This is a genomic window from Onishia taeanensis (genome assembly GCF_003268885.1).
Taxonomy (GTDB): Bacteria; Pseudomonadota; Gammaproteobacteria; order Pseudomonadales; family Halomonadaceae; genus Onishia; species Onishia taeanensis_A.
Genome location: NZ_QLSX01000003.1, coordinates 69,818 through 89,719 on the forward strand (window position 1 = coordinate 69,818; position 19,902 = coordinate 89,719).

The following is a 19,902-nucleotide window of genomic DNA, read 5'->3' on the forward strand; positions in this document are numbered from 1 at the left end:
CTTGGGCGGCAGGTCGGGCTTACTCGCCGTCGGTCAGACGGGTGTAGGTCTCGGGGCGGCGGTCGCGGAAGAACTGCCAGTTGTTGCGGATCTCGCGGACCATGGCCAGGTCGACCTCGTGGACGAGCAGTTCGTCATCCTTGGCGCTGGCCTGGGCCTCGATCTCGCCGCGGGGGTTGGCGATGTAGGAGCTGCCGTAGAACTCGCCGATGTTCCAGGGCGCTTCGGTGCCGACCCGGTTGATGGCGGCGATGAAGCAGCCGTTGGCGGCAGCGGAGGCGGGTTGCTCGAGCTCCCACAGATACTGGGAGAGGCCGGCGACGGTGGCGCTGGGATTGAAGATGATTTCGGCGCCGTTGAGGGCCAGGGCGCGCCAGCCTTCGGGGAAGTGACGGTCGTAGCAGATATAGACGCCGATCTTGCCGTAGGCGGTGTCGAACACCGGCCAGTTCGAGTGGCCCGGCTTGAAGTAGAACTTCTCCCAGAAACCGGCCACTTGGGGGATATGGGTCTTGTGGTACTTGCCCAGGTAGCTGCCATCGGCATCGAAGACCGCAGCGGTGTTGTAGTAGATGCCGGTCACCGTCTCCTCGTAGATCGGCACGATGATGACCATGCGATGCTTGGCGGCGAGCTTCTGCATCATCTGGCAGGTCGGCCCCTCGGGGACACGCTCGGCGGCGTCGTACCACTTCTTGTCCTGGCTGGGGCAGAAGTAGGGCTGGTTGAACACCTCTTGGAAACACAGCACCTGAACGCCCTGTTCGGCGGCCTGCTCGATCAGCGGCAGGTGCGCCTCGTTCATGGCGTCGCGAATCGCCGCAGGGTCGAGGTCGGTACCGGTCTTCAGGCCCATCTGGATGACGCCGATCTTCACCTTTTCCATCGCATGATCCTCATCTGGTCTTGTTGTTGTGGTTTTTAAAAACTGACTATCGAGTCAGGTTAAGAAAAAACTAGACCCTGATGAGTCGACCTTGCAAGCACTTTTTGCAATGAGGTTATCGGCATCAAGGCATGCCTAACTATCTGAAATAAAATGCTTTCTCCATTTTGGTGTTACGGCCGCACATTTGTGGTTCTTCTTGACGATAAAGGTTTTTATTTTTTTAAAAACAGCATCTTACTCGCCTTTTTGTTGGCTCTATAAGTCCGCCGTGTGATGTTTTATGCACCATCTTGGAAATTGACTATGGTGTCAGGATGCTGGATTTTCTTGATCTAGAAGAGGTGTCGGGGATCATCAGTAAAAATTGACGGTTCAGACAGGTTTTTGATGATTATGTAAATCAATAAGTTGGCGGCGAAAGGTCTTGCTAGATGGCCTTCCACCGACGATGCAGGCCATGTCCGTTCGCGATTCGGGCATGTTTCTTGCGATGCAGCATGACGGCCCGGTACGCCTGGGCGTTTGGCGAGCCACTGAGGAGACAACAACAATGACGGCAACCACTTCACGCACCATCCGCCGCGGCGAGCTCATTGAGCTCGAGGTCGGCAGCGATGTAGGGGAAAGCTCCCGCTTCAATGAGGACATCGCCCCCACGCGACTTGAGGAACGAACCTGGAGCCGCTGGAACGTAGCAGCGCTGTGGGTGGGCATGGCGATCTGCGTACCGACCTATACCTTGGGGGGCGTGCTGACGGCTTACTTCGGCCTGTCGGTAGGCGAGGCACTGTTGACCATCCTGCTGGCCAACCTAGTGGTGCTGGTGCCGCTGACCCTGAATGCCTTTCCCGGCACCAAGTTCGGCATTCCCTTTCCGGTGGTGCTGCGCTCGTCATTCGGCATCCGTGGCTCCAACGTGCCCTGCCTGATCCGGGCACTGGTGGGCTGCGGCTGGTTCGGCATCCAGACCATGTTCGGTGGTCTGGCGATTCACCTGCTGCTGTCGGCGATCTTCCCGGCCTGGAAGGCACTGGACGGGGTCGGCGAGGTGATCGGCTTCTTCCTGTTCGGCGCCATGAACCTCTATGTGGTGATCCGCGGGGCGGAATCCATCAAGTGGCTCGAGACGCTGGCTGCGCCGCTGCTGCTGGCGGTGGGCGTAGGGCTGATGGTGTGGGCGATGCCCCATGTGTCGGTGAGTGAGCTGATGAGCCAGCCGCCGTCGCGGCCTGAGGGCGCCTCGGTATACGGCTACTTTTTCGCGGGCCTGACCGCCATGGTCGGCTTCTGGGCGACGCTGTCGTTGAACATTCCCGACTTCAGCCGCTTCGCCAAGAGCCAGAAGGACCAGATCGTCGGTCAGGTGATTGGCCTGCCGCTGACCATGTTCTTCTTCGCCGCTCTGGGCGTGGTGATGACTGCGGCCTCCGCGTCGCTGGTCGGCGAGACGGTCTCCGATCCGGTCAGCCTGATCGGGCGCATCGACAGCCCGGTGTGGGTGGGGATCGCCATGGTGCTGATCATCATCGCCACCCTCTCTACCAACACCGCCGCCAACATCGTCTCGCCCACCAACGACTTCCAGAACATCGCCCCCAAGCTGATCAACCAGACCCGCGGTGTGCTGATGACCGGCCTGGTCGGGGTGCTGCTGATGGGCTATGACCTCTTGCAGAAGGCCGGGCTGATCGTCTCCGACGTGACCCTGGAGAGCCTCTACTCCAACTGGCTGCTGGGGTATTCGAGCCTCTTGGGGCCGATCGCCGGGATCATGGCGGTGGACTACTTCCTGGTGAAGCGCCAGTCGCTGGATGTGGTGAGCCTGTATCGGGATGATGGTGCCTACCCGGCCTACAATCCGGCCGGCTTCATCGCCTTCCTGATACCGGTGGGGCTGACGGTCATCTCGCTGGTGACCGGCACCATGACCTGGTTCTACGACTTCGGCTGGTTCACCGGCTCGGCGCTGGGGGCGATCGTCTACTATGTCGCCAGCCAGCTGCTGACGAAGCCGATGATGGTGCCCACGCCGACGCCTATGCCGGGGAGCGAGGAGACTAGCTCCTAGCGTTTTAAGGCGTCTCTCACCCCAGGCGCTGGCTCTAGGCCATCGCACCTATTGAGGGCTATCCGGGCATTTGCTCCGTGATAGCCCTCGCTTGGTGATAGCCCTCGTCGAGTGAGAGTTCTCATCGAGTGATAGTCCCCGGTGCTTGGAGAAGGCCGCCAGTGTGCTAGCCCTGACTCTCTAGCCCTGACGGCCTAGCCTTTACTCCCTAGCCTTTTCTGATGAGCCCTTACTGATGAGTGCCACGGCGTTGCTCGGCTAGCGCCCGCACGTCGTCGGGCCCGGTGCGGCAGCAGCCACCGATTGCCGTGGCGCCGGCAGCAAGCCAGCGCGGGGCGCCTGCCGCCAGATCGACGGGCGCCTCGTCGCTAGCGCAGCCGGCATGCCAGCGCTTGGTCACGCCGTCGTAGTGCTCCCCGGAGTTGGGGTAGACGATGATCGGCAGCGTGCACTCGGCGCGGATCTCGCCGATCAGGGATTCGATGTGCTCAAGGGCCGTGCAGTTGATGCCGATGGCGCAGATGCCGGGGCGGTCACGCAGCGCTCGCGCGCACTCGGCGATCGGCGTGCCGTCGCTGATGTGCTGAGCGTCACGTGCAGAGAAGGTGATCCAGGCCTGTGTGCCGGGCCGCTCCGCGACCAGATCGGCAAGCGCCAGTGCCTCGTCGAGGCTCGGCAGGGTCTCGATGGCCAACAGATCCGGTCGGGCGGCGAGCAGGGTGGCGAGCCGCGGGCGATGGAAGTCGGCGAGTGCCGCCCGATCAATGCCATAGTAGCCGCGATATTCGCTGCCATCGGCCAGGTAGGCGCCATAGGGCCCCACCGAGGCAGCAACCAGCGGATAGGGGATGTCGTCGCTTGCGTGCGTGGCCCAGTGGGCGTCGCGAGCTTCCTGGGCCAGCGCCACCGAGCGCTGGATCAGCGCCTCGGCGCTCGCCGCATCGAGCCCCAGACGCTGAAAGCCTTCCACGGTGGCCTGGTAACTGGCGGTGATGGCGATATCGGCGCCTGCTGAAAAGTAGGCGGCATGCACGTCGCGGATGGCCGCCGGATCATCGCGCAGCAGGCGTGCCGACCACAGATCACCGCTAAGGTCATGGCCGCGGGTCTGCAGTTCGGTGGCAAGTGCGCCGTCGACGATCAGGTAGCGCGCGCGGGCGAGGCTGGCGGCGATAGGGTCTTGGGTCGGCATCGGGCAGCCTCCTCGTCTGGTGTTGGGCATCGACAGGAGGCGTATGATAAAGAAAGTGGCAGGACAACATCATGATTAAGTGATGTTTTTTATATAACCCTTGGTGCTGGTGTAGACCTTGGCCATTATTCGTTGCGCATCAGACGTCATGCGGCCGCTGCCAGGCCGCCCGGCTCGCCTGTTGCTGTGCGATCACCGATAGCCCTCGGCCTGTAGCCGGAACAGCTTGGCATAGCGGCCGTTCTCGGCCAGCAGATGCTCGTGGTCGCCGCGCTCGATGATCCGTCCCCGGTCGATGACCAGTATCTGGTCGGCGGCGCGTACGGTCGAAAAGCGGTGCGAAATCAGAATGGTCATCTTGTCCTGGCGGTGTTCGCGGAAGCGGGCATAGACCCGGGCCTCGGCGGCGGCGTCCATGGCCGCCGTGGGTTCGTCGAGCACCAGGATATCGGCGTCTTCTCGCATGTAGGCCCGCGACAGGGCCACCTTCTGCCACTGTCCGCCGGAGAGTTCCTGGCCGCCCTTGAACCAGCGCCCCAGCTGGGTTTCGTAGCCCGCCGGCATCTGGGCGATGAAGTCGTCGGCCAGCCCATGCTCGGCGGCATAGCGCCAGCGGGCTTCGTCGGAGAAGGCGTCGACGTTACCGACGCCGAGGTTTTCGCCTACCTGCAGCTGATAGCGCACGAAGTCCTGGAAGATCACGCCGATGCGTCGGCGCAGGGCCTGAACATCCCAGTCCTCTAGCGGGCTGCCGTCGAGCAGAATGCGGCCTTCGCTGGGCGGATAGAGACGCGTCAGCAGCTTGATCAGGGTGGTCTTGCCGGAACCGTTTTCACCGACCAGCGCCAGGCTCTGGCCCGGGAGCAGGTGCAGGCTGATACCGGCTAGCACCGGCGTCTCGGCGCCGGGGTAGGTGAAGCCCACCTGCTCGAAGCGGATACCGTCGCCGGGATGCTCGCCCTGGGTCAGGGTGCCGGCGTCTTTCTCCACCGGCTGCTCCAGGTATTCATAGAGATTCGAGAGGTAGAGGTTGTCCTCGTACATACCGCTGATGGCGGTGAGGCTCGCCGAGAGCGCCGACTGCCCCTGCTTGAAGACCATCAGATACATGGTCATCTGGCCAAGGGTCAGCCGTCCGATCACGGTATCGATCACCACCCAGGCATAGGCGCCGTAGAAGGTCAGGGTGCCCAGCAGGCCGAGCAAGAAGCCCCAGGTATCGCGGCGAATCGTCAGACGGCGATCCTCGGCGTAGAGACCCTTGAAGATGTCCCGATAGCGCTTGAGGAACAGGGGTTCGAGGCCAAATAGCTTGACCTCCTTGATGCTGTCTTCGCGAGCCAGCACGGTCTCCAGATACATCTGCATGCGCGTCTGCGGTGAGCGCCAGCGAAACAGCCGGAAGGCATCGCCGGAGAACTTCGCCTCGGAGATGAATACTGGCAGGGCGCCGACTACCAAAATGGCGATCGCCCAGGGGGAGAACTGCACCAGCAGCACCGCGAAACTGGCAAGCGAGATGCCGTTCTGCAAGAGCCCGAAGGTCTTGTTGACCAGCGCCAGTGGCCGGGTCGAGGCCTCGCGGCGGGCCCTGGTCAGCTTGTCGTAGAATTCAGAGTCCTCGAACTGGGCAAGCGACAGGGTGCCGGCCTTCTCGAGGATCATCACGTTGACCTTCTGGCCAAGCAGCGCCCGCAGCAGTGACTGCTGGGCCGAGAGTCCGCGCTGGGCCAGGTCGATCAGGGCGATAATCAGCCCCTCGAGCGCCACGTATTTGAGCACCGGCAGGGCGCTGTCGAGCAGTGCTGGCTCGGCCGCTGCCTTGTAGCCGTCCATGGCGGCCACCACCGCATCGACGATCAGCTGGCCGACATAGGCCGCTACCGCCGGCAGTACGCCGGCGACCAGGGTGCAGAGTGCAAGCCCCAGTGTCAGGCCCTTGGAGGTATCCCAGACCAGCGCCAGGGCACGGCGGCTGTAGCGAAATACGCCGATGAAGCTCGAGAAGCGGGCTGGCGTGGGGGAGGGCGGTGGTGACAAGATAAGCATCCTTGGTGGCAATGGGCCAGTGTATCAGGCGGCGCCGGTTGAGCACCTGCTGCTCACGCCATCGATGCCGCTTGCATCCTCTGGTGTAACGAGGCTGACCAGGACATCCTACCGACCTTAACGAGTTGCGGAGACACGTTTGGACCATCGCCAGCTCGCCTTTCTCGCCGCACTTGCCCGCGAGCGCCACTTCGGGCGCGCCGCCGCCGCCTGCCATGTGACGCAGCCGACCCTATCGGCGCGCCTGCGCCAGCTCGAGGAGGAACTCGATACCCGCTTGATCCGGCGCAGCCGTCGCTTCGAGGGCTTTACGCCGGAAGGCGAACGGGTGCTGGCGCATGCCCGGCGTATCCTCGATGAATATGCCGCCCTGCGCGGCGAGCTTTCCCTCGAGGCACCGCTGGCGGGGCGACTGACCCTGGGCGTTATCCCCACCGCGTTGGGTGAGGTGATCGGTCGCCTGGGGGCACTTCGCCGCGCGCACCCGGGGCTCTCCATCCGCCTGCGCGAGCAGGCGACGCCGGATCTGGCGCAGGGGCTCGCCAATGGCGCCCTGGATCTGGTGGTAGGTTACCTAGACACTCCGCCGATGGCGGGTTTTGCCTTCCGGCCGCTGATCGAGGAGGCGCCGGCCCTGGTGGCATCGCCTGCGCACTTCAGCCTGCCTGAGCACGCGGACTGGTCGCATTTGTTGGCGTATCCGCTATGTCTGCTGACGCCTGAGATGCACAACCGCCAGCTGCTCGAGTCCCGGCTGGCCGAGCAGGGGCTTACCATCGAGCCGGTCTTCGAGGCCAATTCCATCAACGCCCTGGGTGAGCTGCTGGCCGCGGGCCACGGCGTCGGGGTGATGCCAGAGGCCGCGGCGAGGCGATTGGCCCCCGGGCTCGTGACGCATCGCCTGCCGGGCCACGGGGATCGGGTCGGGCTCTTGTGGAGTCAGCAGCGGCCGACCAGCCGGCTACTGGATGCAGTGCTGGCGGCCTGGCCGGCAACCTGAGCCGGCATTGATCATGGATGGGCCGTTGCTGCGATCAAAGGCCTTCCCGCTGGCGGAGAGGCAGCCCCCGTGGCCGGCGGTCCTGTTTAGCTAAACGTTCCTGTCAATCAGGCGGCGACAGAGATAGACAGCCTCTATGATGGCATCAGGCGTCTCGATTGGCGCCGGCCCATGACCTTGGGTTAGCGTCGATGCCATAGACGCTATTCGGATCATGCCATATGACCTCCCCCGCGCTCTCACTTACGCCGCGTCATATTCCTTCCGCTTCCGCGGGCTATGACGATCGTCGTGAGGCGCCTCTGCGTGACTGGCAGGGCCCTCAGGAGCGCCCCATCACGCTACTGCTCAATGACATCGCCATGGTCGCCCTGCTCGCCACGCCCGAGTCGCTTGAGCCGCTGGCGCTTGGCCATGCCTTCACTGCCGGTTGGATCGATAGCCTCGATCAGGTGCAAGACGTGCAGCTAGCCCGATTGCGCCATGGCCTGTCGGTGACGCTCCGGGTGGCTCCCGGCGTTGCCGCGCGCGCCGAAGAGGCGCGGCGCCCGGCGGCCTCAGTATCGAGTTGTGGGGCCTGCGGCATGGCCGATGAGGCCCAGCTGATGGCCGGGCTCAAGCGGCTCGAGGCTCGGCCGCCGTTGCCAAGCGAGGCGCTTCGTCAGGGGCTCGGCGAGCTCGAGGCCCGCGCCCGGCGCGGCCAGCACGGGGCGCTTGGGCTGGGCGGCGGTGGCCGGGTGATCATGGATGGCTGGGATATCGGTCGCCACAACGCGCTGGACCGGGTGATCGGTGAAGGGCTGCGCCGCGGCCGTATGCCAGATGCCGTGCTGCTCTCCAGTCGCTGCAGCCTGGAACTGGTGCAGAAGACGGTACGTGCCGGCATTTCGACCCTGGCCACCCTGTCGCACCCCTCGGCCATGGCCGTCGAGGTGGCGAGGGCATGCGGTCTCAACCTTATCTGCTGTCACCGCGGCCGGCGCCTGGAGCTGGTCAGCGGTCATGAGCCCGCCGAGTCGCCCCGGTCATGACGCCACCTGGAAACAGGCCCATGCACACGTCAGGTTCGACCCCGATACTATCGCTTCAGCCCCGACTGCCGAGACTCCCATGACCGCCGAGACACAAGACACCCTGGATATTCCCCAAGCCGATCCAGCGCTGACACGCGACCCGCAGGTGAAAGCCTACAACGGCCCCGCCGGGGGCTGGGGCGCCCTGAAGAGTGTGGGTGAGCATTTGCAGCACAGCCGCGCGCCGCTGACCGGCGTGCGTGCGCTGCTGTCGACCAATCAGCCGGCGGGCTTCGATTGCCCGGGCTGTGCCTGGGGTGACCCGCTGGAGGGCTCGTCCTTCGAATTCTGCGAGAACGGCGTCAAGGCGGTGGCCTGGGAGACCACGGCCAAGCGAGTTAGTCGCGACTTCTTCGCCCGCCATACCCTGAGCGAGCTCGAAAGCTGGGATGACTTTCGCCTCGAGGACCAGGGCCGTCTCACCGAGCCGATGCGCTATGACGCGGACAGCGACCGCTATGTGCCGACCAGCTGGGACGAGGCCTTCGCGCTGATCGCCGATCACCTGGCGGCCCTCGACGATCCCAACCAGGCGCTGTTTTATACCTCGGGCCGGGCCAGCAACGAGGCCGCCTATCTTTATCAGCTGTTCGTGCGTCTCTATGGCACCAACAACTTCCCCGATTGCTCGAACATGTGCCACGAGGCCAGCGGCGTGGGCATGATGGCCAGTCTCGGTACCGGCAAGGGCACGGTGCTGCTCGAGGATTTCGAAGAGACCGATACCCTCTTCGTGCTCGGTCAGAACCCCGGCACCAACCATCCGCGGATGCTCGGCGATCTGCGCCGGGCGGTGAAGCGCGGCGCGCGGGTGGTCACCTTCAATCCCTTGCGCGAGCGGGGGCTCGAGCGCTTCGCCGACCCGCAGGACAAGCTCGAGATGCTGCGCGGTGGCAGCCAGACGATCAGCTCGGACTATCTACAGCCGCGCATGGGCGGCGACATGGCGGCACTGCGGGGTATCGCCAAGGCGCTGTTTGCCCTGGAAGCAGAGGGGCGCTTCACCCCGGCGAGCGCGTTTATTGATCAGTACACCCACGGGCTTGCCGAGTGGCGCGCCCTGGTCGAGGCCACTGCCTGGCAGGATCTCGAAGATCAGTCCGGGCTGGCGCGCGCCGAGCTTGAGCATGTCGCCGAGATTTATGCCAGCGCCAAGCGGCTGATCATCACCTGGGCAATGGGCATCACCCAGCACGAGCACTCGGTGGACATGGTGCGCGAGATCATCAATCTGCTGCTGCTGGGCGGGCATGTTGGCCGGCCGGGCGCCGGGGCCTGCCCGGTGCGCGGCCACTCCAACGTGCAGGGCGATCGCACCATGGGTATCGACGAGTCGGCGCCCGGCTTTCTGATCGATGCCCTGGAAGCGCGCTACGGTGTCGCCATGCCGCGCGAGCCCGGGTTCAATACCGTGGGTGCCATCCATGCCCTGGAGGCGGGCCAGGCGGAGGTGTTCCTGGGCCTGGGTGGCAACTTCGCTCGCGCCACGCCGGATACGCCGCGGACCGAGGCGGCGCTCCGTCGCACCCGCCTCAGCGTACAGATCAGCACCAAACTCAACCGCAGCCATCTGGTGGTGGGCGGCGATGCGCTGATTCTGCCCTGCCTTGGCCGCAGCGAGCGTGACCGACAGGGGCCGGCCGGGGACATCCAGAAGATCAGCGTCGAGGACTCGATGTCGATGGTGCACGCAAGCGCCGGGCGCACCGAGCCGGCCTCGCCCTGGCTGCGCTCCGAGCCCGCTATCATCGCCGGCATCGCCGAGACGACCCTCAAGCGGGTGCTGCCGCGCCGGGGCATCGATCCCGCCGTGGTCGACTGGGCGGCCCTGGCCAGTGACTACGACCGTATTCGTGATGATATCGCGGCGGTAATTCCGGGCTTTGATGACTTCAATGCGCGCCTCGATCAGCCGCGAGGCTTCCATCTGGCCAACCCCGTCCGCGAGTGTCGGTTTCCGACCGCCAGCGGGCGCGCCGAATTCAGCGCCGCACCGCTGCCCGAGATGCTCTTGCATCAGCGCATGCACGCTAAGCGCGATGCCGGCTGGCTGACCCTGCAGACCCTGCGCAGCCACGATCAATACAACACCACCGTTTATGGCTACAACGACCGCTATCGTGGCATTAAAGGCCAGCGCCGGGTGCTGTTCGCCAACCCGGCGGATATGGAGCGGCTAGGGTTTTCCGCCGGGGATTGGGTCGATCTGATCGGTCTCGATCACGACGGTAAACCGCGTCGCGCTGCGGCCTTCAAGCTGGTGGAATACGACATTCCCGAAGGCTGCTGCGCGGCCTACTACCCGGAAACCAATCCCCTGGTGCCGCTGGAAAGCGTCGGCAAGGGGACCGATACCCCGACCTCCAAGGCGGTGGCGATCCGGCTCGAGCGCAGCGCGCGCATCGTCTGAGGTCGATACGGCCCGGGGTGAGGCCTGACCCGCTCGGGCCGAATCAGACCAGCGGCGAGTCTCGTCGGGGTTCCTCGTCGAGCAGTGCAGCCAGCCGCGTCAGGCCCTCGTCGAGCCGGGCGCGCTCGGCGGGCGGTGTCACGCAGATGCGCACCGCCTGAGGCGCCGGCTGGCTGCCCACGCAGAAGGGGTCGGCGCCGATCACGGTCACCCCGCGCTCGGCGGCCCGGGCCACGAAGTCCACCGCCCGCCAGGGCTCCGGTAGCGTCAGCCAGGCATGAAAGCCGCAAGGGTGGGCGCTGATCTCATGGCCGCTGAGGCGCTCGGCAAGCAGTCGCTGGCGCGCGGCCACTTCCTGCCATTGCCAGTCGATCAGCGTCTTCGCCTCGGGACTGGTCAGCCATGCGGCCGCGGCGCTGGCCATCAGCTCGGGCACGGCCCAGTACTGGGCGCGCAGCGCTGCGGTGAGGCGGGCCATCAGGTTGGCGGGTGAGCGCAAGGCGCCCAGCCGCAGGCCGCCGGCGAGCAGCTTGGAGACGCTGAAGATATACAGCGAGCGCTCCGGCGCCAGCCGGTAGAAAGGCGTACCGCGGGTTTCGGCGCTCACGAACTGGACCCCGTCTTCCAGCAGCAGCAGGTCGTGTCGACGGGCGACCTCGACGATCGCCTCCCGTCGCGCCTGCCCCATTTGGGCGCCGGTAGGGTTGTTGTGCTCGGGCATCAGGTACAGCAGGCGAATCTTCTGTTGCAGGCACAGCCGCTCCAGCGCCTGGGGCAGGATGCCTTCGGCATCCATTGGCACCGCCACGTGCTTGAGGCCGAGCTGGCGGGTGGCGGCGATCATGCCCGGGTAGGTCAGGGCCGCCGAGGCCACGGCCTCGCCGGGCTGCACCAGCGCTTGCAGGGCCAGGTAGTCCGCATGTTGGCCGCCGCTGGTCAGGATCAGCTCGTCGGCGGTCATGGGCACCCCCTGTTCTGTCAGCCATCCGGCCAGTCCCTCACGGCTGGCCTGGCTGCCCTGTTCGGGGTGGTAAGCGAGTGCGGCGTCGATGGCCCCAGGGCGGTGGGCGAGGCGTTCCAGCACGCCGGAGAGCTGCTGCACCCGCATGGGGTGGGGAATCGGCACGCTCAGCGACAGGTCGACGCTGCCATCGGCGGCGTGAGACAGGTGGTGAAAACGCGGCGCATCCGCCGCCAGGGTGCGCACTCGTGTGCCGCTGCCGACCTTGGCTTCGACCAGACCACGGCGCTCGGCCTCTCGGTAGGCGCGGGTGATGGTGCCGACGGTCACTCTGAGGGCGTCGGCCAGCAGGCGCTGCGGTGGCAAGCGCTCGCCGGGGGCAAGGGTGCCGGCGGCGATGTCGGCGGCCAGCCGGTCGACCAGCGCCTGATAGCGCGGGGTAGCGGCGGCGTCGAGATCGGGTAGCCAGTGGCAGCGGGCACGGGCCTTGGTCTGAATATCCATGCGGCGATGTTCCAGCAGAAAGACGAAATGGCGAACCGGGTGGGCCGCCGCGACCGATGGCCGTGGACAGGGCCACGTCCGGGATAGGGAATTGCCTTGGACCGGGCAATGTCGGGGTGACAAAGCATTCCTTGATCGGTGCGGACGGCGGCGCATACTGAGATTGTGCGCACAATCGCCGTCTTTATCAGGCGTTATTGAGAAATTGTACCCCCACAATTTATCCAGTGCGCCGCCCTCAGACTCCAACCCCTCGACACCGAACCCTCGACTGAAAGGTGCCTGTCATGTCTGCCCCGCTGCCCGAATTGCTTGCCTTGATCGGTCCCATGATGCTGTTTTCCATCAGCATGTCGGCCACGCCGGGCCCCAACAACATGATGCTGACCGCGTCCGGCGCCAATTACGGATTCCTGCGCACCCTGCCGCACATGCTAGGCATCTCGATCGGAGTGATGGTGCTGATGGGGGCTGTGGCGCTGGGGTTGGGAGCGCTGTTCGAGCGGTGGCCGCCGCTGCAGCAGGGCCTCAAGGTCGCCGGCAGTGTCTATCTACTGTGGCTGGCCTACAAGATCGCCACTGCGCCGCCGCCGGATCAGCGCGGGCCCGGCGAGGATGCGCGGCCGCTGACCTTCTGGCAGGCCGCCGCCTTCCAGTTTGCCAACCCCAAGGCCTGGGTGATGGCGATCTCGGGAATAGCGTCTTTCACGCTGTCCGGCGATGCCTTTCTGGCCTCGGCGGTGGCGGTGATTCTGGTGATGGGCATGACCAACTTGCCGTCGATCGCGCTGTGGGCGGGTTTTGGCGTGGCGGTCGGCAGGCTGATGAAGACCCGCCGCCACTGGCGGGTCTTCAATGCGGTGATGGGGCTGCTGACCGCCGCCTGCGTGCTGATGATCCTGAGCTAAGGCTGGGCTTGCCCAGGGGACTGGAGTAGTGGCTAAAGTAGGCGGCTGAAGTTGGCAGCTGCTCAGGTGGCGGGTCCAGCTAAGAAGAGCGGGGCCGGCCCGCTAGCTCTCGAGTGGCGGGGTGGGGCGCACCAAGATCTCGTTGACGTCGACGTGGGGCGGCTGATTGATGGCGTAGAGCACCGCGTTGGCGATGTCTTTGTCTTCCAGGGCGTGAGTGGGCGGCTCATCGAAGAAGGGCGTGTCGACCATTCCCGGCTCGATCAGGGTCACGCGAATGCCGCTGCCGCGCAGCTCCTCGCGGAGGTTATAGCCGATGCCGGTAACAGCCCACTTGGTGGCGCCGTACATCGAACCTGGGATGGTGGCTCGTCCAGCCGCCGAGCCGGTCAGCAGCACATGGCCCCGGGTCTTCTGAAGCGCTGGCAGGCAGGCCTGCAGAGTGAGACCCACCCCGTAGATGTTGGTCAGGATCATGTCCTTCCAGGCTTCATGGTCGGCGCCCTTGAAACCGCCCGGCGAGCCGCCGCGTCCGGCATTGGCGAACACCGCATCGAGGCGCCCGAAACGCTCCAGGGCCTCCTCGACCATACTTTGCTGATCGTCCATCGACGTTACGTCGCAGCTGACGGTCAGCACATTCTCGGGACCCAGCTCCTGGGCCAGTGCTTTGAGCTTGTCGCGGGAGCGGGCTGCGAGCACCAGTCGAAAGCCTTCTCGGGCTGCGGCACGGGCAGTGGCTGCACCGATACCACTGGAAGCGCCGGTAATCAGCAGGACACGATCGTTCATGTGAACTCCCTCTACTCAAAACCTATATGCCTTCATCATGGCGAAGGCAGCTAATGTGTGCAATGGTTTTGCTGCTAACGAAAGTGTTGGCATCCTGATGCAAAGGTATTTAAGCGATAACGCTAGTGTCTAACGTCTGGGAATAAGCGTCGACGGCTGTGTCAGTGGGCCCGCTCCTACAAAGCAATAACCCCGCGATAGCGTCGCTATGGCGGGGTTATTGGCTGGGTGCTGACTCGTTGATGCGCTTCAGCAGCGCTCAGGGTCAGCTGTCGTCGCCGCTCTGGCTGGCGTTTGTCTGTGCGATGGCGGCGTTGTTGTTGTCGTTTTCCAGGCGGGCCAGCATGGGCTCGGCCTCACGCTTGAAAGCGACCAGGGCGGGGCCTGACAGGCTCTGGTTTTCCGGCAGGTCGACGCGCATGGCATCGACTCGGTTACCGTTGACGATCACCTCGTAGTGCAGGTGGGCGCCGGTGCTGCGACCGGTGTTACCGGAAAGTGCAATGCGCTCGCCCATCTTGACTTGATCACCTTCGCTGACCAGGCGCTTGGACAGATGCAAGTAGCGGGTCTTGTAGCCGTTATTGTGACGAACTACCAGGTAGTTGCCTGCCAGGCGGTGATAGGCGGACTTGACCACTCGACCATCTGCCGGCGCGCGCACCGTAGAGCCACTGGGCATGGCGAAGTCGGTGCCGTAGTGAGGGCTGATGCGCCCGGTGATCGGGTGTTTGCGGCGCAGGTTGAACGATGAACTCAACCGGTAATGTCCCTCGAAGGGGTAGCGGTCGAAAGCTGGATCGAGGCTATGGCCGTCCGGGGTATAGAAGCGGTTATTGTCGCTATTGCGCAGTACTGTCAGATCCATTCGCGCGCCCTGGTAACGCACGGCGAGAATGCGCGAGTCGAGACTCTTGCCGTCGATGATGTCGGACTCGACCAGCACCTGAAAGGTATCGCCACGCCGGGTATCGCGACGGAAGTCGAGTTTCTTGGATAGCAGGTTGGTCAGCTCGGCCACCTCGGCCGAGTTCAGGCCGGTCGCCTGGGCCGACTGGCCAAAGCTTCCACTGACGGTGCCGGAGAACAGCCGCTGAGTCGCTTCGCCGGCTTTCTCGATATCGGCGATCTCGAAAGCTTGCTGATCGCTTTCCGCCCGTTCGATCAGGTAGCCACTGCGAGCATTCTTCATGATACGCAGCGCCATCAGCTCGCCGTTTTTATCCACCTTGTAGTCGAAGTTCTGGCCCACGCGCCAGCGGGTCAACACGTTCTTGTCCGGCAGGGCATCGAGCAGCTGCATGACTTCGCTGTAGCCAAGACCCAGCGTGCGCTCTGCGAGCACCGCGAAGGTGTCGCCGGGCTGCACGGTATAGGTTTCCCACTGGGGCACGAAGGTCTGGTGAGCGACGATCTCGGCTTCAAGCGACGGATTATCATCGACCAGCCATAGCGGATCGGCGGAGAAGTCATCGTAGGAGGTGCCATCTTCGGCACCATCATCGACGTTGATCTCGGCCAGGTGGCTGGCGAGTTGCAGCACGCCGGCATCCAGTGCAGGAGGCTCGCCGGCGACCAGCCCAGCGGTATCCCCAACCGTGTCGCTGTCGCTTGGTTCGCTGGTCTGGAGAGGGTCTTCGAATGACGCCGCGTCCCGTGCGTCAGGATCATCCAGCGTGTCGGCATGAGCCTTGGCCAGGAAATTGATGTCGACAATTTCCTGCGCCTTCAGGCTGTTAAGGGGGATATAACCTTCATCGTCGCTGTGCAGCGATGGGCGCTCATGCTCGGGCGATTTCTGTGTCGCTGTCGCTTCGACAATCTGTGGCGCGTCAGAGCTGCCGATGGGCATCTCGACGACGGTAAATTCGGTGTTGTCGGTCTCGTCTTCCGAGGCCGACACGGTGGTGTAGAGTTGCTGCGCGCCCAGCACGGCCACCATCGTGGCGACGGGTAACAAAAGAAACTTGTGCGTGCGCGGTAGCGAATGAAGGATTCGCAACATAGTCAGTAAAGGCCAGTAAGGATCAAATGGATATAAAAAGGCATCAGAACCTTACCCCATGGCGTATTAGCTGCCTAGTCTGTACGCGTATACAGTAAGCAGTAATTCACACTCACTTGCCCAGGGTTTGGGAAGTGTCGTCACAAACTAGATGGAATGCCAGAAAATTAACGCTGTTTCGCCTAGAAATCCTGATTAATTTCCTGACACTTCTTTTAAGCGGGGTCATGCCCGGGGGTCAGCCAGTCAGAGTTCCGTCACGGTAATCGCGCAGTGCCTGCTGCAATTCCGCCTCCGAGTTCATCACGAATGGCCCGTAATGAGCGATCGGCTCGCGATGCGGAACGCCCGCTAACAGCAGGGCCTGAGCGCCGTTGGGGCTTGTTAGTGACAGGCGGTCGCCCTCGCTCAAGCGCACCAGTTCTCCGGCGGTGACGTTCTCGCCGGCAATTGCCAGTGCGCCATCGAAGACGTAAGCCAGCAGAGTGGGCGCATCGGCGGTAAGCGCCAGCGATGCTCCTTCATTAAGGCTCAGGTGCGCAACGGCGCCCTGGCCGGCGAGTGCCTCCAATGGGCCGTCAATGGCTTCGCCGTTGCTGGCCTGCCAGTGCCCGCCCAGAGCGGTGAGACTCGCGCCGTCCTGCGTCAGGTGTGGCATCTCTGCGGCCTTCACATCGCGGTAGGTGGCAGGGCTCAGCTTGTCGCGAGTCGCGAGGTTCAGCCACAGCTGGAACGCATGCAAGCCCTGATGGTCGGTAAGCGGCATTTCCGAGTGGATGATGCCGCGACCGGTGTGCATCCACTGGGCGTCGCCGGCCTCGATGGTGCTTGAGTGGCCCAGGTGGTCTTCATGGGTCAGGCCGCCGTGAATCACGTAGGTGAGGGTCTGGATGCCGCGATGCGGGTGCGGCGGAAAGCCGCCGATGTAATCGTCAGGGCGATCCGACCCCAGTTCGTCGAGCATCAGGAAAGGATCGAGGCCGCCGCCGAAGTCGTGCAGGCGCTTGATCTTGACGCCGTCGCCGTCCTGGCTTGGCTGAGCGGCGAGTCGGCGTTCGATGCGACGGTCGATGCTGCCGGTGTTTGTGTCGATGTCGTGTGTGTCAGGGGTAGCACTCATGATAAATCCTCCGCCATGGGGTCTGGTGTCGATGACATAGATTGTTGATCATGAACCCGGCGCAACGATAGCGCATAGTTTTGCTCAAATGGTTCGAGGAAATCGAAATGTCTCGAGTGACGCTTTCGCAGTGGCAGATGCTGGCGGCGGTCGTCGACCACGGTGGCTTTGCCCGTGCTTCTCTGGTCGTGCACAAGAGCCCCTCGACGCTCAACCACGCCGTGCACAAGCTCGAGGAGCAACTGGGCGTCAAGGTGCTGGAGCCGGTCGGGCGCAATGTGCGGCTCACCGAAGCCGGCGAGATGCTGCTGCGCCGGGCCCGCCAGCTGATTGAAAGTGCCGAGGCCCTTGAGGACGTGGCCGACAGTCTCGCCGAGGGGCTGGAGGCGGAGGTGGTGCTGGCCATCGATCAGATATTCCCGCCGGACGTGCTGGCCCAGGCGTTGGAGCGCTTCTCGGCGGCCTTTCCTCATGTGCGGATACAGCTGCATGAGACGGTGCTCAACGGCGGGGTCGAGATGCTCTACGACGGCCGGGCCGACCTGGTCGCCTCGGGGCTGGCGGCGCAGGGGTTTCTCGGCGAGCCCCTGGCAACCGTTACCTTTCTGGCCGTGGCCCATCCCGACCACGCCCTGCATCGGCTTGGGCGGCCGCTGGATCTGCGCGATCTGGAGCAGCACCGCCAACTGGTGGTGCGTGACTCAGCGCAGCGCGAGGCCATGGATGCCGGCTGGCTGAAGGCCGAGCAGCGCTGGACGGTCAGCCACTTGGCCACCTCGGTGGACATGCTTAAGCGTGGCCTGGGATTCGCCTGGGTGCCGAAGACTTTGATCGAACCTGCCCTGGAGAGCGGTGAGCTCCTGCCGCTTCCGCTGCTCGTCGGCGGTGTGCGTCAGGTGCCGTTTCAGTTGATCCATCGCGATCGTGACCGGGCTGGCCCGGCGACCCGCGCCATGGCCGCGGCGCTGATGCAGTCGGTGAGCGAATGGGAGCAGGCGCAGGCGGAATGATTCGAAGTCATCGAATGGAATGCCGGAAAAGACTCGCTTGAGCGTCGAAAGAATTGGCGTACGCTTCACAACCATACGTTACACCCTATCTTGAGGAGGGCTTATGGGCCTGTTGATCGACGGCAAGTGGCACGACCAGTGGTATGACACCAAGAAGCACGGCGGCGAGTTCGTCCGCGAATCCGCCCAACTGCGCGACTGGGTGACCGCCGATGGCGGCGAAGGCCCCCAAGGCCAGCCGGGTCGGCCCGCGGAGTCCGGCCGCTACCACCTCTATGTGTCGCTGGCCTGCCCCTGGGCGCATCGTGCCCTGATCATGCGCCACCTCAAGGGGCTCGATGACCTGATTGGCACCTCTAATGTCAGCCCGCTGATGCTCGATCAGGGCTGGAGCTATCACGAGGATGAGGGCTCAAGCGGCGATCCGATCAACGGCGTGAGATACCACCGGGAGCTGTACACCCTGACCGACCCGCACTATACGGGGCGCGTCACGGTGCCTGCACTGTGGGACAAGCGCGGCGAAACCATCGTCAGCAACGAGTCTGCCGACCTGCTGCGGATGTTCAATGATGCCTTCGACGACATCACCGGCAACCGTCTGGACTTCTACCCCGCTGACCTGCGCGAGACCATCGATGCGGTCAACGCCGATGTCTATGACAACATCAACAACGGCGTCTACAAGTCAGGCTTCGCCACCGATCAGGCGGTCTATGAGAAGCACGTCACCGCGCTCTTTGACGCCCTCGACCGGATGGAGGCGCGTCTCAACGAGCAGCGCTACCTGGCCGGCGAGTGGCTGACCGAGGCAGACATCCGTCTGTTCACCACTTTGATCCGCTTTGACGCCGTCTATCACGGCCACTTCAAGTGCAATATTCGGCGCATCGAGGATTACCCGAACCTCTCGAACTATGTCCGCGAGCTATATCAGTGGCCGGGCATCAAGGAGACGGTGAACATGGATCACATCAAGCGCCACTACTATTACAGCCACGACACCATCAACCCGACCCGCATCGTGCCCAAGGGCCCCGCGCTTGACCTCGAGCGGCCCCACGACCGTGAGCGCCTGCCCGGGCAGGCAATCCGTCGTAAGTCTACGTGAGCGCCGCAAGCCGGCATAAGAAAGAAGAAGCTTAGATCGTGCGTTGATAAAGAAGCCCCCTCTAGCAGGGGGCTTCTTTGATAGCGACATGCCTTAGATAGCGGCTCACCTTAGATAGTGGCATGCGTCAGCCGAAAGCGGCTCAGGCGTTCTTGGCCAGCCAGCGGTCCAGGGCGTTGGCGAATTCCCGGCGGTCGACATCCGAGTAGCCTTTGGGGCCGCCGGTGTGTTCGCCGCTGGAGCGCATCGTTTCCATAAAGTCCCGCATCTGCACGCGAGCGCGGATGTTGCTGTGATCCAGCGTCTCGCCGCGATTAGTCATCACCGCCGCGCCCTTGTCGATGGCCTCCTGAGCCAGCGGCAGGTCGGCGGTCACCAGCAGATCCCCCGGGACCAGGCGACGAACGATCTCGTCATCGGCAGCGTCGAAGCCGCTTGCCACCGCCAGCGGCTTGACCCAGGGCGAGGGCGGCAGCGGCACCTGATGGTTAGCGACGAACCAGGTCGGTGTCTGGGTGCGCTCGGCGGCGCGCACGATGATCTCACGTGCGACACGCGGGCAGGCGTCGGCATCGACCCACAGGCTAGGCATTCATGGCTCCCGAAAAAGACTGGCATGGCAAAGGGCTCGATGATAGCATGCGCTCTCCTCGCATGTGTTGACCCCCACCATCATGACGAATTGCACCCGCCTCATTAGGTTGGGATGGCAAGCTTTCGCAAGACGCCAGGCGCGATGATCCGCGACCAAGCGCTGTGACCGGGCTCGCCAAGTGTTCGCCCGGGGCAGGCCCAAGGCCTCGCCCAGTG

15 protein-coding genes are annotated in these 19,902 nt (G+C 64.0%); 7 read left to right on the forward strand and 8 right to left on the reverse strand.

Going from position 1 to position 19,902, the window contains the following annotated elements; all coding sequences use genetic code 11:
• Positions 1 to 19: 19 nt before the first annotated feature.
• Complete coding sequence (locus BCL93_RS05200) at positions 20 to 886, reverse strand: nitrilase-related carbon-nitrogen hydrolase (RefSeq protein ID WP_112054052.1); 867 nt, start codon at positions 884 to 886, stop codon at positions 20 to 22.
• 553 nt (positions 887 to 1,439) lie between these two features.
• On the opposite strand from BCL93_RS05200, the gene BCL93_RS05205 reads away from it, so the two are divergent.
• Complete coding sequence (locus BCL93_RS05205; RefSeq protein WP_112054053.1) at positions 1,440 to 2,957, forward strand: NCS1 family nucleobase:cation symporter-1; 1,518 nt, start codon at positions 1,440 to 1,442, stop codon at positions 2,955 to 2,957.
• Positions 2,958 to 3,186: 229 nt separating this feature from the next.
• Here the strand turns inward: BCL93_RS05205 and mmuM are convergent, their stop codons facing one another.
• Both mmuM and BCL93_RS05215 read right to left on the reverse strand, forming a co-directional pair.
• The gene (gene mmuM / locus BCL93_RS05210) at positions 3,187 to 4,149 is read right to left on the reverse strand and encodes a homocysteine S-methyltransferase (protein WP_112054054.1); all 963 of its coding nucleotides are present in this window, start codon (positions 4,147 to 4,149) and stop codon (positions 3,187 to 3,189) included.
• A gap of 192 nt (positions 4,150 to 4,341) precedes the next feature.
• Entirely contained in the window at positions 4,342 to 6,198 is a 1,857-nt protein-coding gene (locus tag BCL93_RS05215; RefSeq protein ID WP_112054055.1) for an ABC transporter ATP-binding protein, read from the reverse strand.
• A gap of 139 nt (positions 6,199 to 6,337) precedes the next feature.
• On the opposite strand from BCL93_RS05215, the gene BCL93_RS05220 reads away from it, so the two are divergent.
• From BCL93_RS05220 to BCL93_RS05230, 3 genes are all read left to right on the forward strand, one after another.
• Positions 6,338 to 7,198, forward strand: coding sequence for a LysR family transcriptional regulator (locus tag BCL93_RS05220; RefSeq protein WP_112054056.1), 861 nt, complete (start codon positions 6,338 to 6,340; stop codon positions 7,196 to 7,198).
• Between the two features lie 221 nt (positions 7,199 to 7,419).
• Positions 7,420 to 8,229 carry a formate dehydrogenase accessory sulfurtransferase FdhD gene (locus BCL93_RS05225; RefSeq protein WP_112054057.1) on the forward strand — a complete coding sequence of 270 codons (810 nt, stop codon included), beginning with the start codon at positions 7,420 to 7,422 and terminating at the stop codon, positions 8,227 to 8,229.
• A gap of 79 nt (positions 8,230 to 8,308) precedes the next feature.
• Complete coding sequence (locus BCL93_RS05230; protein ID WP_112054342.1) at positions 8,309 to 10,681, forward strand: FdhF/YdeP family oxidoreductase; 2,373 nt, start codon at positions 8,309 to 8,311, stop codon at positions 10,679 to 10,681.
• A 43-nt stretch (positions 10,682 to 10,724) separates the two neighbouring features.
• Here the strand turns inward: BCL93_RS05230 and BCL93_RS05235 are convergent, their stop codons facing one another.
• Positions 10,725 to 12,146: a PLP-dependent aminotransferase family protein gene (locus BCL93_RS05235; protein ID WP_112054058.1), complete on the reverse strand. Its 1,422-nt coding sequence runs from the start codon at positions 12,144 to 12,146 to the stop codon at positions 10,725 to 10,727.
• Between the two features lie 287 nt (positions 12,147 to 12,433).
• Here BCL93_RS05235 and BCL93_RS05240 point away from each other — a divergent pair, with 287 nt between their 5' ends.
• On the forward strand, positions 12,434 to 13,054 hold the full coding sequence (locus tag BCL93_RS05240) for a LysE family translocator (protein ID WP_112054059.1): 621 nt from the start codon (positions 12,434 to 12,436) through the stop codon (positions 13,052 to 13,054).
• 102 nt (positions 13,055 to 13,156) lie between these two features.
• On the opposite strand, the gene BCL93_RS05245 is transcribed toward BCL93_RS05240, so the two are convergent.
• The 3 genes from BCL93_RS05245 to BCL93_RS05255 form a co-directional block, all read right to left on the reverse strand.
• Complete coding sequence (locus tag BCL93_RS05245; RefSeq protein WP_112054060.1) at positions 13,157 to 13,846, reverse strand: SDR family oxidoreductase; 690 nt, start codon at positions 13,844 to 13,846, stop codon at positions 13,157 to 13,159.
• 265 nt (positions 13,847 to 14,111) lie between these two features.
• Positions 14,112 to 15,851 carry a peptidoglycan DD-metalloendopeptidase family protein gene (locus tag BCL93_RS05250; protein WP_112054061.1) on the reverse strand — a complete coding sequence of 580 codons (1,740 nt, stop codon included), beginning with the start codon at positions 15,849 to 15,851 and terminating at the stop codon, positions 14,112 to 14,114.
• Between the two features lie 238 nt (positions 15,852 to 16,089).
• A complete protein-coding gene (locus BCL93_RS05255; protein ID WP_112054062.1) occupies positions 16,090 to 16,971 on the reverse strand; it encodes a pirin family protein in 882 nt (293 codons plus the stop codon).
• 107 nt (positions 16,972 to 17,078) lie between these two features.
• Here BCL93_RS05255 and BCL93_RS05260 point away from each other — a divergent pair, with 107 nt between their 5' ends.
• Positions 17,079 to 17,981 carry a LysR family transcriptional regulator gene (locus BCL93_RS05260; RefSeq protein WP_112054063.1) on the forward strand — a complete coding sequence of 301 codons (903 nt, stop codon included), beginning with the start codon at positions 17,079 to 17,081 and terminating at the stop codon, positions 17,979 to 17,981.
• A gap of 103 nt (positions 17,982 to 18,084) precedes the next feature.
• Positions 18,085 to 19,092 carry a glutathione S-transferase family protein gene (locus BCL93_RS05265; RefSeq protein ID WP_112054064.1) on the forward strand — a complete coding sequence of 336 codons (1,008 nt, stop codon included), beginning with the start codon at positions 18,085 to 18,087 and terminating at the stop codon, positions 19,090 to 19,092.
• A 142-nt stretch (positions 19,093 to 19,234) separates the two neighbouring features.
• Here the strand turns inward: BCL93_RS05265 and BCL93_RS05270 are convergent, their stop codons facing one another.
• Positions 19,235 to 19,684: a YaiI/YqxD family protein gene (locus BCL93_RS05270; protein WP_112054065.1), complete on the reverse strand. Its 450-nt coding sequence runs from the start codon at positions 19,682 to 19,684 to the stop codon at positions 19,235 to 19,237.
• Positions 19,685 to 19,902: the final 218 nt, after the last annotated feature.